Genomic DNA, 17,147 nt, shown 5'->3' on the forward strand with positions numbered 1-17,147 from the left:
CATTTCTCCAGTCAGTCATATCGAAAACAGCTCAATGAAATCAACAATGGTTCTATCATCATGGAGAGATCAAAAACCAAGGATGAATCAGCAAACACATTGTTTACTCAAGACTAAACCCTGCAGTGATTACAAGGTCAATACTGCCCCATCACTACCACCGACTCTTCTTTATTATATTATTTGCAGACAATAAAAAACCGGAAAGGACACTGCCCTTTCCGGTTCAAGATACGCCGCTTCATCAGTGGCTATAATCAACAGCTCTTTTAGCTGAGGGTAAGCTCACTGTCTTTGGCATCCACTTTGACGGTATCGCCCGGGCCATATTTGCCTGCGAGCAATTCTTGCGCCAGCGGATTTTCAAGCCGCGTCTGAATCGCGCGTTTCAGCGGACGAGCACCATACACAGGATCGAATCCAACCACTGCCAACTGTGCCAGTGCAGCATCGGTCAATTCGAGGCCGATCTCGCGATCTGCCAAACGCGAACGCAGGCGATCCAGCTGAATAGAGGCAATGTGCTGAATCTGATCCTGACCCAGCGGATGGAAAACCACCACTTCGTCAATACGGTTAACCAGTTCAGGCCGGAAGTTGGATGCCACGACTTCCATCACTGCGCTTTTCATCTCGTCGTACTTGTCGCTCTGGCCTTCGTAGGTCTGGATGATGTCTGAACCCAGGTTGGAGGTCATGACAATCACCGTATTACGAAAGTCCACCGTACGCCCCTGACCGTCAGTCAAGCGACCATCTTCCAATACCTGAAGCAGAATATTGAAGACATCCGGATGCGCTTTTTCAACCTCATCAAGCAATACAACCGAATAGGGTTTACGACGGACTGATTCGGTCAGATAACCACCCTCTTCATAACCGACGTAGCCCGGAGGTGCACCGATCAGGCGTGCCACGGAGTGTTTCTCCATGAATTCGGACATATCGATACGTACCATGGCTTCCTCTGTATCGAACAGGAAAGAGGCCAATGCTTTACACAGCTCTGTTTTACCCACCCCGGTAGGGCCGAGGAAGAGGAATGAGCCATTGGGGCGATTAGGGTCACCGATACCCGCGCGTGAGCGACGCACAGCGTTGGATACCGCATTCACAGCTTCATCCTGCCCTACCACACGGTCATGAAGCGCATCTTCCATACGCAGCAGTTTTTCACGTTCGCCTTCCAGCATCTTGGAAACAGGAATCCCCGTCCAGCGGGAGACAACTTCAGCGATCTCCTCTTCTGTCACATTCGCACGCAACAGCGTCAACTTGCTTTGGTCAGTCTCATCCGTTTCATTGGCTTCGGCAATTTTCTGCTCCAGCGTTGGAATGACACCGTACTGCAGCTCGGACATGCGTCCAAGATCACCGGCTCGACGGGCCGCTTCCAAATCGGTACGCGCCTGATCCAGTTCCGTCTTGAATTGAGCAGCGCCTTCCAGACTGGCTTTTTCGGATTTCCAGACCTCTTCCAGATTGGCGTACTCTTCCTCCAGTGACTGGATTTGCTCTTCAAGAGATTCAAGGCGTCTTACCGTCGCCGCATCATCCTCTTTTTTAAGCGCTTCGCGTTCCATTTTCATCTGGATAATGCGACGTTCCAGTTTGTCCATGGATTCAGGTTTGGAATCCATTTCCATACGGATACGAGAGGCCGCTTCGTCGATAAGGTCAATCGCTTTATCAGGCAGCTGACGATCCGGTATGTAGCGGGTCGAGAGTTTAGCAGCCGCAATAATGGCACCATCGGTAATCTGAACACCGTGGTGAACTTCATAGCGTTCTTTCAAGCCACGAAGAATGGCAATGGTGTCTTCTTCAGAGGGTTCATCCACCAATACTTTCTGGAATCGGCGCTCCAGCGCTGCATCCTTTTCAATGTACTGACGATATTCATCCAGGGTAGTGGCCCCTACGCAGTGAAGCTCACCACGTGCCAATGCCGGTTTGAGCATATTGCCCGCATCCATGGCACCATCCGCTTTACCTGCGCCGACCATGGTATGAAGCTCATCAATAAAGAGAATAACGCGCCCTTCTTCCTTGGCGAGTTCATTCAGAACGGCTTTCAAACGTTCTTCGAAATCACCACGGAATTTGGCACCTGCCAGTAATGCACCCAGATCGAGTGCCAATACGCGTTTGTCTTTCAGTGACTCCGGCACTTCACCGTTGATGATACGCTGAGCCAAGCCTTCAACAATGGCAGTTTTACCCACGCCAGGCTCACCGATCAGTACCGGATTGTTTTTCGTACGACGTTGCAACACCTGAATGGTGCGACGGATTTCATCATCACGGCCGATAACCGGATCAAGTTTTCCGCTGGCTGCACGTTCGGTCAAATCCTGCGTATATTTTTCCAGTGCTTCACGTTTGTCTTCTGCCCCTGCATCGTCCACTGCCGAACCTCCCCGTAGGCTATCAATCGCTGTTTTGGCTGAATCGAGTGTCACACCAGCATTTTTCAATGCCTTGGCCACCGCACCACCGGCTTCGAGCGCGGCATACAATACCCATTCGGTAGCAATATACTGATCGCCGTGTTTCTGTGCTTCGCGATCCGTCAGATTCAGCAATTTGGCCAGATCCTGCCCCATGTTGACGTTGCCGTCGAATTGGCTGACTTTGGGAAGGTTATCCAGCTGTTGGGTCAGCTCCTGACGGAGCGTATCGGTGTTGCCACCGGCTTTCTGTACAAGGCCACGGAAGCCACCATCGCTGCTTTCAAGCAGCGCCAGTACCAGATGCACTGGCTGAAGTTCATTCTGGCCGAGCCCTACTGCGCGGGACTGGGCGTCGGCAAGTGCACTTTGAAACTTGGTCGTTAAACGATCCATTCTCATTCACAAGACTCCTGCAAATCTGACATTCGGTATCAACGTGCCTGGCAACACACTACGCTGCCATTATGGTCATCATGTTACCTATCTATAAAATAAAAATAAGGGCACGCAGTAACATTTCAATTGCAGCGGCGATTTATCCAATATCGTCATCCACTTGTATACGCCAGCGACGCAATCACTCGGTTATCCCCGCAACGCAAACAAAAGCGATGAAAGAATAATCCGACAGGCACACGCGGCACCGATGTCATTGTTGGTCGGGATTAATTATGCAAGTGAAGGTAGCAGGCGTGTATCGCCAGCCATGCCATGATGATGAAGCATCAGCGGGCGAACAAAGGGCCCTGATAAACACACCTTGTATGAATCCAATACAGGGTTTGGCAGTTAGGTGGCACACCCCACAAACACTCACTTGCATAAAATAAAATTATTAACTGTAAAGATATATGGGGTTTCATCTCTTTTTTTCAAGACAAAAACGCCTAAAAAATCTCTATTTTTTTATCGTATAATAAATTGTAATAGTTAGTACCCAAGCCAAATAACACTCGCCATTCGGCCAGTCTTTCCATTTTCACGTCGATATGAGTAGAAACGAGGGTCTGAAGCCGTACAGAAATTGCCACCACTAATACTCGAAACGCCTGCCCGTTCCAAACGCAATCGCGCCAGCTTGTATAGATCCCCCATGTAATGCCCAAGCCGATAGGCACTGGGTTCGAACGCAAGTTCATCATCGGCATGCTGCTCAACAAAAGCAGCGAAGACTTCACCGCCCACCTCAAACTGTTCGTTGGAGATCGCTGGGCCTAACCACACCATGACGTCTTCAGCAGGACAATCAAGCGCTGCCAGCGTGTTCTCCAGAACGCCAGCCGCCAGCCCTCGCCACCCCGCATGAGCCACCCCCGCGCGGGTACCCTGACGGTTGCAGAAGAAAACCGGCAGGCAATCAGCGGTCAATACCGCACAAGCATAACCTGCATCGAAAACGACCGAGGCATCGGCCTTGGGTAATTCATCGCCGGAAGGGAAATGATCAAGCACTTCGGTACCATGTACCTGATCCATCCACAACACGGGCCGGTCATCGCCCAATTGATGGGAGAGCCAGGTACGACAGGCATCCACCATCACTGGGTCGTCCCCTACATGCTGAGCCAGATTCAGATGATCGTACGGGGATTGGCTGGGGCCCTGAGAACGCGTGGTCACCAATGCATTTACTGACTCCGGCGCGGGCCAGTCGGGTACCAGCCAGCGTGGCATTTGTGCTCCCTCAAAGAGAGACAGTATTTCAGAATCATTGGCTGCCATGAGGCCTCCTGTTATTTATTGGGCATCCTCTCGCAATGCGGAAATCAGCATTTTCATATCCGGCGGCAAAGGGGCACTGAACGAGACTGTTTGCCCTGTTTCCGGATGCACCAGTTTCAGGTGATGGGCATGCAGTGCCTGACGGGGGAATTCGCTCAGCTCGATTTTAAGTGCTTCACTCGGCCCCGGGGGATACCTTAGGCGACCACCATACACAGGGTCACCCACGAGGGGCAGTTTTTTATGAGCCATGTGGACACGGATCTGGTGGGTTCGGCCTGTTTCCAATTGGCAACGTACCAATGTATGCGCCCGGAAGCGCTCAAGTACACGAAAATGGGTAACAGCTTCCTTGCCTCCCGGCACTACCGCCTGCCGTTTGCGATCCTTTGGATGGCGCCCAATGGGTGCATCGACTTTCCCCCCGGCGATCGGTGTACCAGTAACGACAGCATCATACTCGCGTGCCACGGTATGTTCTTTCAACTGTGCGATAAGGGATCGTTGTGCCAACGGGCTTTTCGCGACGACCATCAGCCCGCTGGTATCCTTGTCCAGTCGATGAACAATTCCTGCTCTGGGGAGCTGTATCTGTTCGGGCAAATGAAACAACAATGCATTCAACAGAGTACCGTCCGGATTTCCTGCCGCCGGATGCACAACCAGCCCCGCCGGTTTGTTGATGACGAGGAGATGCTCATCTTCAAACACGATATCAAGAGGAATGTCTTCTGCTTCCCAATCACCCGCAGGTTCGATCGTGGCTTCAAGAGCAAGCGTCTGCCCTGCCATCACTCGGGTTTTCGGTTTGACGATATTATCATCCAGGCGCAAAGCACCTTCCGAAATCCACTGTTTGAGCTTTTCACGCGAATATTCATCAAACAGATTGGCCGCGACCTGATCCAGACGTTGACCATGGAATTCATCAGGGACGCGTTGTCGCAAGCTCACCTGTTCACTCATAAAATTGAAAACTCCTGACACCCTTCAAGACAAAACCGCAGGATTTACATTAACTGGCGGTGTCATTAAAGGCTTGTGTGCTTTATAGTAAAGCGTTTAGCGTATCGGACAATTATACCGGCATTCGCGAACAGAGGGATGCCTGTTTAGTCACGTACGATATGAAATCCTATACCCCTTGTACAACATCGTTGGTTAACGGCAATATACAGGGTAAATCAAGCGGCGAATTCTAGCACACTCGCCGTGGGTTGCCCCGACATGAGGATAATGATGCGCGCTTATCAAATTTGTGCTCTCGCGCTGGTTTCAGCTGTGCTGGTCGGTTGCGGTGGTAGTGTCAAACAAGTTCCCAATTACCCTCAGCAGGTTTTGCATGACAATGCGCTGAAGGCTTTGAAATCGGGGCGTTACAGTGATGCACTGCCCTCCCTCAACGCGCTGAATTCACGTTACCCCTTTGGTCAGTATGCGACACAGACGCAGCTTGACCTCATCTATGCCCACTATCAGAACGGGGATTACAGCGCGGCCATTTCACAGGCAGCAACGTACCTGCAATTGCACCCCAATTCCCCCGATGCCGCCTATGCGTTGTATCTACGCGGATTATCCCATTGGGAAGCGGGCCGTGGAACCTTGGAAAGCCTGAGCCTGACCGATATTTCCATGCGGGATCTGGGCGATACCACCAATGCCTATCAGGATTTTTATACGCTGGTCAATCGTTATCCGCAAAGCGCCTATGCGCCCGATGCCCGCCAACGTATTATCTATTTGAGAAACGTGCTGGCACGCCATGAGCTTCAGGTAGCGGATTTTTATCTGCGCGACCGTGATTATGTGGCTGCAGTAGAACGTGGTCGTTGGGTGATCGAGCACTATCCGCAGGCGCAGGGCAGCTATGATGCGCTGGCCTACATGATCGAAGGCTATATGGGCTTGAACATGGATGACCGTGCTCGTCAGACACTTGCCATTTTGGTCCGTAATGATCCGAATTACCCGCGCTTGCACGGCACTACGTTCCATCCACGCTATCTGCACCATAGCCTCTCATTGAACGAGCAAGGCTAATCAACGACCCCATTTCGTTATAACTGGCGTATCACAAGGCAATGTGGGGAGCTCCTGCATTGCCTTTTTTGGTAACACCTTTGATATACTAGGGACATTATTCCGGGCATGCGCCGTATCCCATCCTTTCTTGAGAACACGGTACGCTCAACCGCCATTTTGGAGAATACTCCACATGTTGCAATTACTTGCCATTGGCCTGTTGGCCTACGTGATCTACCGCTTCTGGAAAGGGCTAAAACATAATCCTTTGGGGGATAATGCAGGTTCGCCCAGGTACTCGGCCAATGCGCCTAGAAGTATTGATAGCGTTAAGTGTGCTCACTGTGGTGTACATATGCCTGTTGATGAAGCAGTACGTTCCCCCCGCGGTGATAACAAGCTTTACTGCACGCCAGAGCATGCTGAAAAAGGTCCACGTTTCAGACGTAAATAGCTCTTTAAGTACTGGCCTTTCAATACTCGCCCACATATATAGCAGCCATCATGAGCATCCCTGTACGTAGACCATGGAGCTGTGATTTAGCTTAATCACCTGTCATCTTCCTTAAGTTTTATCGGTGCTGACCGTTATTTCATTTATCTTTCCAAGATTGATAATGGAGTAATCGTGGCCTTACGCACACCTTCGGGCAACCTCATCCCCTTCCGCTTTCGCATGGTACCCCCCATGATGATTTCCTGCCGGCCGAGGCTGGAGAAACACAATCAATATGGGGCGACCATGTTGGAGTTGGTGGCAGGAATACTGTGCCTGACGCTACTTTATACCTTTGCATTCCATCATGGCCGTATTTGGCTGAATGAGCGATATGCCTATCAAGGCAGGCTGGAATTGATTCAATTGATAGAACATGCGCGCCTGAAAAGCATGACAGGTGGTATTTCACTCACACTATGCGGCACACAAAATTTTTATACCTGTGCTGACAACTGGTCTCAAGGTGCCCTGCTCATAACCTTTCACCCTGGTGGCCCACGTGATGCTCCCTATACAGTACGTTTGGAAGATGCGCTACATTTGTACGGTCCAAACCATTCGCTTGAGTTTTTCCCAGACCCCTCGGCCAATGTTCTAAATGCTACTTTTGTTATTTGCACACCTCATGGCGTTGGCTTTCCTATCATTGTGAATCGTGTCGGAAGAACCAGAGTACTGTTCCCCTCCATGGATAAGCGTTGCCAATCAACTTGAGGTTATTTTATCAACACCCTTTGTCTAGAAATTATTCCGCTGTGGATAACCGCCAATAGAGCGGTATCAGTATTTTTTCAACCTTGTTGTTTGCATGTGTTCTAACCAGCTCCACTCCGCCCTGCACAATACTCACGAAGCCTGTTTTTAACTTGCGTGCGTATATCAAACGCGCCATTTGATTGCGCCAGACAGACGGCTCTTCGGAGACTGGTAGCCTATCCTTGTGACCAATATGCGCCGATATTTCAAAACGGGTACAGTGCCATTCCTTTTCATTAGCCTTTTTTTTCATCCTGCACCATGCATCGGATGGCCAATAGATGAGTTTACTGGTGGGGATATTAAAAACGCCGTCAGAATGAATATAGGGATCAGGTAAAGTCACTGTATCAAAACCGTTCAGCTCTTCCATGGCCTGACTCATTGAGGAACTGGAGGTGAGAAGAGAATCAGCGGGTAATTTTCTATCACTATGAGCCAAAGATTGACTGGTCAATATCTTCTCCATTTGGTTATCTACTGCGTGTTGCAAAAGAAAACGGGAAGGGACGCTCGTATTCATTCGTGATTGCTCGATTTTCCTGTAGAGAGGCACACCGCTTTGTTCCAATCGTTGCCAGTGTTCATCAATGACTTGTTGCATCCGTGCTTTCTGATATAACGAGAGCCATTCAGTTTGCAATAGATGCGGCTCTCGCTGGAGCAATGTCAGCATACCCTGCAGGAGTAATGTCATAAGAAGGCATACCACCAAAACAAATGGAAGAATCACTCCTCTTTCATACGCGACATTCATGGAGATGCTCCTGCCATCCATTGCTGAAAGCGCTGCTCGCCACGTATTCTGAAATCCATATTGCGAAGCGCAACACTGAACATTCGTGTACCGCTGGCCTTGTAAGGTAAGCCGGATCGCAAATAATGTGGATCGCTTTCAGCAGAAAGCTGGCACTGAACACCAACAACCCGATACCAATGGCGAATGTGGTTAGCTGACACGAAATGCTCAGATAGATGTCCTTCAGATAATCGCTCAAGAAACTCACACTTGAGCCCATTCACTCCTGTAACCATTTCCTGCCCATAACGCTGACCACTTGTGCGTTGATACAACCCATACTGCCCGCTCGGGGATTTTTCGATATAGAAACCGGTGACGTAATTAAAATGAGCTTCTGTAGTTGTTCTTTCTCCTTTTTGCTCTTCAACAAGAGGAAGATGATAGGCGTAGGCGTCCCCCCGTGTTCGCCAGTAGCGAAGGAGGATCGCATCACGATGACCTTTTATCGTGCCCCCCTGGGGGGCGGCAGTATGTGTTGATTGCCAAGGCGTGATTCCATGTACGCCCCTATCTTGCCCACTTGGCTCAAAATGGTCACCTTGCGCAGTAACACAAGGAGGGGCGGTACAATCAATACGCCCATAGCCACCTTGAATCGCTGGTAGTGCAAATGTTTCTGCCAAAGGAAACCAACCTCCGCGATAACCTGCCATTCGAAGTTCCTTTTCCATGAGCGAGGAGGCCATCGATAACCGATGATGTACTTGCCATTGGGCAAGCTCTCGTTGAATTACCGCACGGGCAACCATATAGGCTTCAAGCGCCACAAGCATCACTAATGCGGCTACCAGGGTAAGGCTTACCACTTCCAGCAAAATGAACCCAGCGGCCCCAGAGGTCTTCGACAGCATTCCCGTTCTCATAATGAAGATGTCCTCAACACAAGGCTCATGGAGTCTGGAATATTGCAATCAGCTCGCTGCCCCACCGCTGCGATGGAGAGCCACAGGTGTTGATACATACCTGATTCTTGCTGACATACACGAAACGTATTCGGTAGCAGGGGCAAAAAAGGTACGCCAAGAGATGCCATTTCATACCGGGAGCTCAAGGCTGCCACGCCTTCCCCCCTGACGCGCAATAAATACCCCTGGTGTTTCAAATGATCAGTCACAGTGATGAATGCCGCGAAGGTTAATGAAACAAGAAAAAGGGCCGTCATGATCTCCAAACTGATACTCCCCAGAGAGCCTGCGTCACTGGCTCTTTTTGTCAGACAATTTATCCACCTTCGCCTACTTCGTGTCAGTTCAAGGAATATGTAACGAATACCTTTCGGCATTTTCATTAGCAGACACAAAGGAATCACGATGACAGAGCTGGAGGCAGGAAGACTCTTCATTGACATTGACTCACCTGCTCTCTTCTTCAAACTGATTGAAGCCTGATTAATTCATCAACCCACCGATTCACTATCCTTGGGAAGAACTATCCCGACATTTTGTGATAGCGACGCATGAACATGGATTTAGACAACGATATGTTCAAAGGTATGTATCGGCCGGAAACACATTTTCTTTATAGATAACAACAAGAAATTTATTGGTAGCAACGGGATATAAGCCAGCAAAAGAAAAAAGTCAGTGATCAGGAAAGGAAAGCAAAGGAAAGGAAAGGAAAGGAAAGGAAGATTACATGTCTCTTTTTAAAAAGGCTTCTGTTGAAAAAGCAGGCGGAAGAAAAGAAAAAGGCGACGAAGGTTTGATGCCCTCACCGCCCTGAGAAACCCAGAAACCAGAAGTCAATTATCCGAATCGAGAAGCGCGATCATGAGGCGCGTTCCAATCCTCATTGGGTCCAATGGAAATAATCCCGGTCGGATTGATCGTTGGGTGGCTTCTGAAATAGTGGTTACGAATATGTGCCATGTTGACTGTTTCAGCAATACCATCGTGTTGATAAAGATCACGAAGAAAGCCGAACAGGTTGGGATAATCACTGATACGGTTACGATCGCATTTGAAATGGGTCACATACACCGGATCAAAACGCACCAGTGTCGTCCACAAACGTATATCCGCTTCTGTCAGCTCATTGCCGGTGAGGTAACGATGTTGATCAAGAATTTTTTCCAGACGATCCAGCCCTTCGAATACTTGTATCACCGCCTCGTTATAGGGTTCTTGCTCGGTAGCAAAACCGGAGCGATAGACGCCGTTGTTGACGTAAGGGTAGATCCAGCTGTTCAATTCATCGATCTGCTCATGCAACGCGTCGGGATAATAATTCCCCGGTTTGGCTCCCAGATCATCAAACGCCGTATTGAACATGCGGATGATCTCGGAAGACTCGTTGCTGACGATTGTCTCTTCCTGTTTGTCCCAGAGCACGGGAACCGTCACGCGCCCACTATAGTTGGGGTCTGCTTTCAGATAGATCTGATACATGTAATCCAGACCATACAGTGTATCGCCAGTGGCTGCTGGGAAATCCGTAGCAAACGTCCAGCCGTGTTCCAGCATGACCGGATGCACAACTGAAACGGTAATCAGGTCTTCCAACCCTTTCAGTTTGCGAACAATCAGCGTGCGATGAGCCCACGGGCAAGCGAAGGAGACATACAGGTGATACCGCCCTTTTTCAGCCTTAAAGCCAGCTTTGCCAGATGGGCCCGCTGAGCCGTCAGCCGTCAGCCAATTGCGAAACTGGGCTTTGGAACGTTCAAAACGTCCGCCAGTAGAGCTGGTATCGTACCAGCGATCGTGCCATACACCATCCACCAGCAATCCCATAAGATATCTCCCTGATAAACGTAAATTCAATCGTCGTAATAAAAAACCGGACCTGTATTAAAGTCCGGTTCTCTCACTAGCCAGAGGCATTAGGCCAATTTAGCGGCAAACCCAGCTACGTATTCACCCTGGAAGCGAGCAACACCCAACTCATCTTCACTGGGCTGGCGGCTACCGTCGCCACCGGCCAAAGTAGCTGCACCATACGGAGTCCCCCCCTTGGGGACAGAGATGTCAAACTGAGAAGGTACACCATACCCAATCGGAACAATGACCATGCCGTGGTGAGCCAATGTCGTCCAGGTAGACGTAATGGTTTGTTCCTGACCACCTCCCGTGCCGGTAGAGGTAAAGACACTCGCTACTTTGCCACGCAGTTTGCCTTCAGCCCAAAGGCCACCTGTCTGATCAAGGAAGGTACGTACCTGACCCGCCATATTACCGAAGCGAGTAGGTGTTCCCAGAATAATAGCATCGTAATCGGCCAATTCAGCAGGTGTCGCAACGGGTGCCTGTTGATCGGTTTTACCACCGGCCTGAGCAAAGGCATCGGCGTCCATTGTCTCGGGAATACGTTTGATGGTGACGTCTGTACCTGCAACAGAGCGAGCACCTTCAGCAACGGCATTCGCCATGGTTTCTACGTGTCCGTACATGGAGTAATACAATACTAATACCTTGGCCATTTTGGGCTCCTTGGTAGAGGGTTGTGTTGGCGTTTTTGAAAAAAGTGACCGCAGTGATCCTAATACGCGCTTGAAGATCATAGCCTATACCATTCTTGAATTAATTCGGCATTTGTGGAAGTTCATGCCCACGCAGGTCGAATACCAGGACTTCCGCATCTTTACCATCCGTAAACGTGAGAGTGCGCTCATCACGAACGCGAGCACCATCACCTTCATTGAACAGTTGCCCATTGACTATTACGCTCCCACGCGCAACGTGAACATAGGCATAACGGCCTTCAGCAAGATCAATACTCGCCCTTTCATCACCATCGAAAAGTCCGGCATAGACAGAAACATCCTGACGGATTTTAAGCTTGGTCGATCCATCACTATCAGAAGCAATAACTTTGCAGAATTTTCCACGTTTATCAGCTTCACTAAAATTTTCTTGCTGATAACGCGGAGAATAACCCAAGGCATCAGGAACTATCCATATCTGCAGAAAGTGAACCTCATCCGAAGATGAGTGATTGAATTCACTATGCACAACACCGGTGCCGGCACTCATTAACTGGATATCACCGGGGTAGATAACTCCACCAGAGCCCATGCTGTCCTTATGTTCCAATGCACCTTCAAGTACGTAGGAAAAGATTTCCATGTCACGGTGAGGGTGTTGACCAAAGCCCCTACCCGCCGCCACACGATCATCATTGATCACGAGCAAGTCGGAAAAACCAACTTCACTGGGATTGTAGTAATTCGCAAAAGAGAACGTATGGTTGGAGTTTAACCAGCCATGGTTGGCATGACCGCGGTCAGCCGCATATCTCATCTGAATCATGTGCCCCTCCAGAAATCAATCATAGGGTGTCTGGAACCCTGGGCTTGGCCCGCATCAACAAACACTACAAAGCAATACCTCACTGGTATTTCGTATGAGCCTTGTAAATACGTGGTTGTTATTGCAGGGAACCAAAAGCTCCGAGACATTCAACCCTTTACTGATATCTACATTAGCACCTTCATGATGATTGATATACAAACCAATAATGGACATATTGTAAAAAATATAAAGACAATTAAAGCGTTACCAACTCATACAGTACATGACAAATACGGACAGGCGTCCAATCGGATTGACAGCAAACATTCACTGACAATGAAACGGGTGAATAGAGACAGAAAGGAAATAGAAGCGAGAAGCGAGAAGCGAGAAGCGAGAAGCGAGAAGCGAGAAGCGAGAAGCGAGAAGCGAGAAGCGAGAAGCGAGAAGCGAGAAGCGAGAAGCGAGAAGCGAGAAGCGAGATAAGTATGAAACCGATGCCGTACCCAATTCCACCCATCTTGGGCGTATGGTGATAAAGGACAAAGTGAAATGCGGAGGGTGCCTAAACACCGTCCGCAACAAGGTCAGTGCATCGTGACAGGAGTGACGTCAAGAATTTCGACATCAAACATCAACGTTTTACCTGCCAATGGATGATTGAAGTCGACTTCGACACGCTCACCTTCAATCGACTTGATGACTCCGGGAAGCTCGCCACCATTGGGATCAGTGAACGCAACCACTGCACCAGGTTCGAGTTCGATCTGTTCATCAAAACTCTCTTTCTTGAGCACCTGAACGTTTTGTTCATTGTACTGCCCGAAAGCATGCTCCGGTGTGATGGTAAACGTACCGGTTTCCCCGGCCTTCATACCAACGAGTGGCTTCTCAAACCCGGGCGGCAGATTACCATCACCGTATTCGAAGTTGGCCGTACGCTTGCCGCGAGTGGAATCAATCTGCGTTCCATCTTCAAGGCTAAGCGTGAAATGAAGGTTGACTTGAGTACCCTCTCCCACGCGCACATCGTCATACTGATCCTGACCCACAGTATCCCCCTTAACGCTTCACTTTTTTTCCGGTAAAGGAATCGAGAATCAATAGCACAGCCCCGATAGTAATAGCACTATCAGCGATATTGAAGGTTGGATAGTAATAGACCTGCTGCCAGTGAAACGACAGAAAATCGACGACATAGCCATTCACCATGCGATCGAAGAGGTTACCGATAGCCCCCCCGATGATGAGAGCCAATGCAGCCGCCATACGGGCCTGCCCCGCTTTAAGGCGAGTGAGCCAAAAGCCCAGCAGTAGCGCGGCAATGATCGCGATCGCAGCCAATAACCAGCGTTGCCACCCCGAATTATCGGCCAGAAAACTAAAGGCAGCACCGTGGTTGTACATCAAGGTCAGGTTGAAAAAACCCGGTATGACCGTGACCGGCTGATCATAGTTGAGTGCAAAGAGCGCCAACCATTTGGAGCCAAGGTCAAGAATGATCACGACCACGGCCAACCACAGCCACTGTAGGGGCGCTTTCATACGTGGGGCAGTTGCCTGCCCCTGAAGGTCGCCATGTTTCTGCTGGCTGTTGCCAACGGCCTGAGCATCTCCACGACTATTGTCATTGGCATTAGGCATACCGGCGCACCTCACCGGGATGGCCTGGGAGGTTCTGAATGCAGCGTTCACATAATGTCGGATACTCTTCGTGTGTCCCTACATCAGGACGGTGCTCCCAACTACGTTCACACTTGGGCCATGGGCTGGCAATAACGTCTACCTTGAGGCCTTCAAGCTCTGTATCACGAGCGCCCTCACTGGCTTGATCCAATGGTTTCAACGTTGCTTCTGACGTAATCAGCACAAATCGTAGCTCATCACCCAGGCTGGAAAGTAATGTGTGAAGCGCCTCATTTACGTAGAGCGTGACTTCCGTATCCAGAGAGCCTTTGACCAGCCCTTCATTACGCGCGTTTTCAAGGCACTTGTTGACAGCCCCTTTTACTTCCATCACTTCCGACCAGAAATTACGCCCGTAGGCGAAATCTTCTGGCAGAAGGAAGAGGCCATCATAGAACTCTTCAAGGTGAACGCTATCAAGGTGTTCACCCGGAATGTTTTCGTAGATCTCTTCTGCCGTAAAGGCAAGGATGGGGGCTACCCAACGCGCCAATGCCTGAACAATATGGTAAAGCGCTGTCTGGCAACTGCGTCTCGCCAAGGAGTCAGGCTGCGTGGTGTACTGACGATCCTTGATAATGTCGAGGTAGAAACTACCCATATCACGTGAGCAGAACGTCAGTACCTGCTGATAAACATCAAGGAAACGGAACTCTTCATAGGCAGCAAGAACTCGCGCCTGCAACTGTGCTGCACGATCCACAATCCACCGGTCGAGGGCGATCATGTTTTCTGCAGGAACACAATCCTTCGCCGGATCGAAACCGCTCAGGTTACCCAACATGAAGCGCGAGGTATTACGAATACGACGATAAGCATCCGCCGTACGTTTCAGGATTTCATCCGAGACCGCCATTTCACCCGAGTAATCATTGGAAGCGACCCAAAGGCGAAGAATATCGGCACCCAGTCGATCCATGACCTGCTGAGGCGCAACAACATTCCCAACAGACTTGGACATCTTGCGGCCCTGTGCATCCACGGTGAAGCCATGAGTCAGCAAGGATTTATAGGGCGCTTTTTCATCGATCGCCGAACCAGTCAACAAGGAAGAGTGGAACCAGCCACGATGCTGATCAGAACCTTCGATATAAAGATCCGCGACGGTGCCATCCTTGTGCCCAAGGAAACCGTGGGAGCCGCGCAACACATGATAATGAGTGGTTCCGGAATCGAACCATACATCCAGCGTATCGGTGACTTTTTCGTACTCGGAGGCTTCATCCCCGAGCAATTCGGAGGGCTCAAGCTTGAACCAGGCTTCAATACCCTCTTTTTCTACACGGGTAGCAACTTCTTCCAGTATTTCCTGCGTACGGGGATGAAGTTCACCGCTCTCACGATGGATGAAGAATGGAATAGGCACACCCCAGTTACGTTGACGTGAGATACACCAATCAGGGCGCCCGGCAATCATGCCATGCAAACGCGCCTGCCCCCACGCAGGGTAGAAGCGGGTATCATCCACCCCTTGCAATGCCACTTCACGCAAGGTTTTTCCATCAGCCCCTTCACGATCCATCGCGATAAACCACTGCGCCGTCGCACGATAGATAAGCGGCGACTTGTGACGCCAGCAATGCATGTAGCTGTGGGTGATCTTTTTCGATGCCAACAGGCGTTCGGCATTGTCCAGTGCCTCTACGACATGCGGGTTGGCTTTCCAGATAAATTGACCGCCAAACAAAGGCAAGGACTCCAGATAGACCCCATTACTCTGCACCGGATTCAGAATGTCGTCATAGCTGAAACCATTACGAACGCAGGTATAGAAGTCATCTTCACCATAAGCGGGAGCTGAGTGTACCACCCCTGTGCCAGCACCCAGCTCAACATAATCCGCCAGGAAAACAGGTGATACACGGTCGTACCCCTTGTCAGCCTCGGCCAACGGATGATGGAACTCGATATGATCCAGCGCGCGACCTTGCGTGCGAGCCACCACCTCACCGGTCAGCCCGAAGCGCTCCAGACTGCTCTCGACCAATTCTTCAGCCAACAACAGGAAACGATCCCCGGTATCCACCAGTACGTATTCGTAATCCGGATGAACGTTCAACGCCTGGTTGGCCGGGATGGTCCAGGGTGTGGTCGTCCAGATAACCGCAAAAGTAGGCTTTGCAAGCGTATCGAGTCCAAAGGCGCTCGCCAGTTTTTCGCTATCCTTGATCGGGAAGGCGACATCGATGGCATCGGAGTCCTTGTCCTGATATTCCACTTCGGCTTCTGCCAATGCGGATTGACAATCAAAACACCAATTAACCGGTTTCAGCCCCTTGTAGACAAAACCACGTTCATGGATTTTTCCCAGCGCACGAATTTCGTTCGCCTCATTGGCGAAATTCATCGTCAGGTACGGGTTGTACCAATCACCCAACACCCCCAGACGAATGAAGTCAGCACGCTGGCCATCCACCTGCTCAGCTGCATAGGTACGGCAAAGCTCACGGGCTTTATCGGCAGGCAAATGTTTGCCATGGGTGATCTCAACCTTGTGTTCAATCGGGAGACCATGGCAATCCCAACCGGGAACATAGGGAGAATCATACCCCGCCATGGTTTTCGAACGGGTAATAATGTCCTTCAGAATCTTGTTGACTGCGTGACCAATGTGAATACTGCCATTGGCGTAGGGAGGGCCGTCATGAAGGAGAAATTTCTCACGGCCGGCACGCGCCTTGCGCACCTGGGCGTAGAGATCCATATCGATCCACTTTTCCAGACGACGAGGCTCCTGGCTCGGTAGATTCCCACGCATGGGGAAATCCGTATGAGGCAGATTCAATGTATGCTTGTATTCTTGCGGTTTATCGCTCATGGCCTGCTCACGAAAGTCAGTCAAATCAAAAGGTCAGACGGAGAATGCCCTCCGTACTCATTACTATATTTCTGTACTGCACAATTTCTGTATCACACAGCGGTCATCGCTATGCGATTAAAATCATTTGGATACGTATATTGACGTCATCCATAGT

15 protein-coding genes are annotated in these 17,147 nt (G+C 50.1%); 3 read left to right on the forward strand and 12 right to left on the reverse strand.

Features of this window, described 5'->3' with window-relative positions; genetic code table 11:
* Positions 1-269: 269 nt before the first annotated feature.
* The 3 genes from clpB to rluD all read right to left on the reverse strand — a co-directional run bounded on the left by clpB (position 270) and on the right by rluD (position 5,141).
* Entirely contained in the window at positions 270-2,852 is a 2,583-nt protein-coding gene (clpB, locus tag LMG33818_RS10955; protein ID WP_442323431.1) for an ATP-dependent chaperone ClpB, read from the reverse strand.
* 531 nt (positions 2,853-3,383) lie between these two features.
* Positions 3,384-4,175, reverse strand: a complete 792-nt coding sequence (gene pgeF / locus LMG33818_RS10960; RefSeq protein ID WP_442323432.1) for a peptidoglycan editing factor PgeF — start codon at positions 4,173-4,175, stop codon at positions 3,384-3,386.
* 15 nt (positions 4,176-4,190) lie between these two features.
* A complete protein-coding gene (rluD, locus tag LMG33818_RS10965) occupies positions 4,191-5,141 on the reverse strand; it encodes a 23S rRNA pseudouridine(1911/1915/1917) synthase RluD (protein WP_442323433.1) in 951 nt (316 codons plus the stop codon).
* A gap of 273 nt (positions 5,142-5,414) precedes the next feature.
* Between rluD and LMG33818_RS10970 the strand changes: the two genes are divergently transcribed.
* From LMG33818_RS10970 to LMG33818_RS10980, 3 genes are all read left to right on the forward strand, one after another.
* Positions 5,415-6,218, forward strand: coding sequence for an outer membrane protein assembly factor BamD (locus LMG33818_RS10970; protein WP_442323434.1), 804 nt, complete (start codon positions 5,415-5,417; stop codon positions 6,216-6,218).
* Between the two features lie 175 nt (positions 6,219-6,393).
* A complete protein-coding gene (locus tag LMG33818_RS10975; protein ID WP_442323435.1) occupies positions 6,394-6,654 on the forward strand; it encodes a PP0621 family protein in 261 nt (86 codons plus the stop codon).
* A gap of 174 nt (positions 6,655-6,828) precedes the next feature.
* A complete protein-coding gene (locus LMG33818_RS10980) occupies positions 6,829-7,413 on the forward strand; it encodes a hypothetical protein (RefSeq protein ID WP_442323436.1) in 585 nt (194 codons plus the stop codon).
* A gap of 31 nt (positions 7,414-7,444) precedes the next feature.
* Here the strand turns inward: LMG33818_RS10980 and LMG33818_RS10985 are convergent, their stop codons facing one another.
* The 9 genes from LMG33818_RS10985 to ileS form a co-directional block, all read right to left on the reverse strand.
* The gene (locus tag LMG33818_RS10985; protein WP_442323437.1) at positions 7,445-8,212 is read right to left on the reverse strand and encodes a hypothetical protein; all 768 of its coding nucleotides are present in this window, start codon (positions 8,210-8,212) and stop codon (positions 7,445-7,447) included.
* Positions 8,209-9,108: a hypothetical protein gene (locus LMG33818_RS10990; protein WP_442323438.1), complete on the reverse strand. Its 900-nt coding sequence runs from the start codon at positions 9,106-9,108 to the stop codon at positions 8,209-8,211. The genes LMG33818_RS10985 and LMG33818_RS10990 overlap by 4 nt, the downstream gene beginning before the upstream one ends.
* Before the next feature lie 8 nt (positions 9,109-9,116).
* Positions 9,117-9,605 (reverse strand): hypothetical protein, encoded by a 489-nt coding sequence (locus LMG33818_RS10995; protein ID WP_442323439.1) that lies wholly within the window; start codon positions 9,603-9,605, stop codon positions 9,117-9,119.
* Positions 9,606-10,002: 397 nt separating this feature from the next.
* The gene (locus LMG33818_RS11000) at positions 10,003-10,989 is read right to left on the reverse strand and encodes a glutathione S-transferase family protein (protein ID WP_442323440.1); all 987 of its coding nucleotides are present in this window, start codon (positions 10,987-10,989) and stop codon (positions 10,003-10,005) included.
* Between the two features lie 89 nt (positions 10,990-11,078).
* Positions 11,079-11,675 carry an NAD(P)H:quinone oxidoreductase gene (gene wrbA / locus LMG33818_RS11005; RefSeq protein ID WP_442323441.1) on the reverse strand — a complete coding sequence of 199 codons (597 nt, stop codon included), beginning with the start codon at positions 11,673-11,675 and terminating at the stop codon, positions 11,079-11,081.
* Positions 11,676-11,775: 100 nt separating this feature from the next.
* Positions 11,776-12,504, reverse strand: coding sequence for a pirin family protein (locus tag LMG33818_RS11010; protein ID WP_442323442.1), 729 nt, complete (start codon positions 12,502-12,504; stop codon positions 11,776-11,778).
* Between the two features lie 569 nt (positions 12,505-13,073).
* On the reverse strand, positions 13,074-13,538 hold the full coding sequence (gene fkpB / locus LMG33818_RS11015) for an FKBP-type peptidyl-prolyl cis-trans isomerase (protein ID WP_442323443.1): 465 nt from the start codon (positions 13,536-13,538) through the stop codon (positions 13,074-13,076).
* A 10-nt stretch (positions 13,539-13,548) separates the two neighbouring features.
* A complete protein-coding gene (gene lspA / locus LMG33818_RS11020) occupies positions 13,549-14,130 on the reverse strand; it encodes a signal peptidase II (protein ID WP_442323444.1) in 582 nt (193 codons plus the stop codon).
* Positions 14,123-16,990 (reverse strand): isoleucine--tRNA ligase, encoded by a 2,868-nt coding sequence (gene ileS / locus LMG33818_RS11025; protein ID WP_442323445.1) that lies wholly within the window; start codon positions 16,988-16,990, stop codon positions 14,123-14,125. Before ileS ends, lspA begins: the two co-directional genes overlap by 8 nt.
* Between the last annotated feature and the right edge of the window lie 157 nt (positions 16,991-17,147).

Origin of the sequence: Cernens ardua, assembly GCF_051251085.1 — a bacterium.
Lineage (GTDB): Bacteria > Pseudomonadota > Gammaproteobacteria > Pseudomonadales > Halomonadaceae > Cernens > Cernens ardua.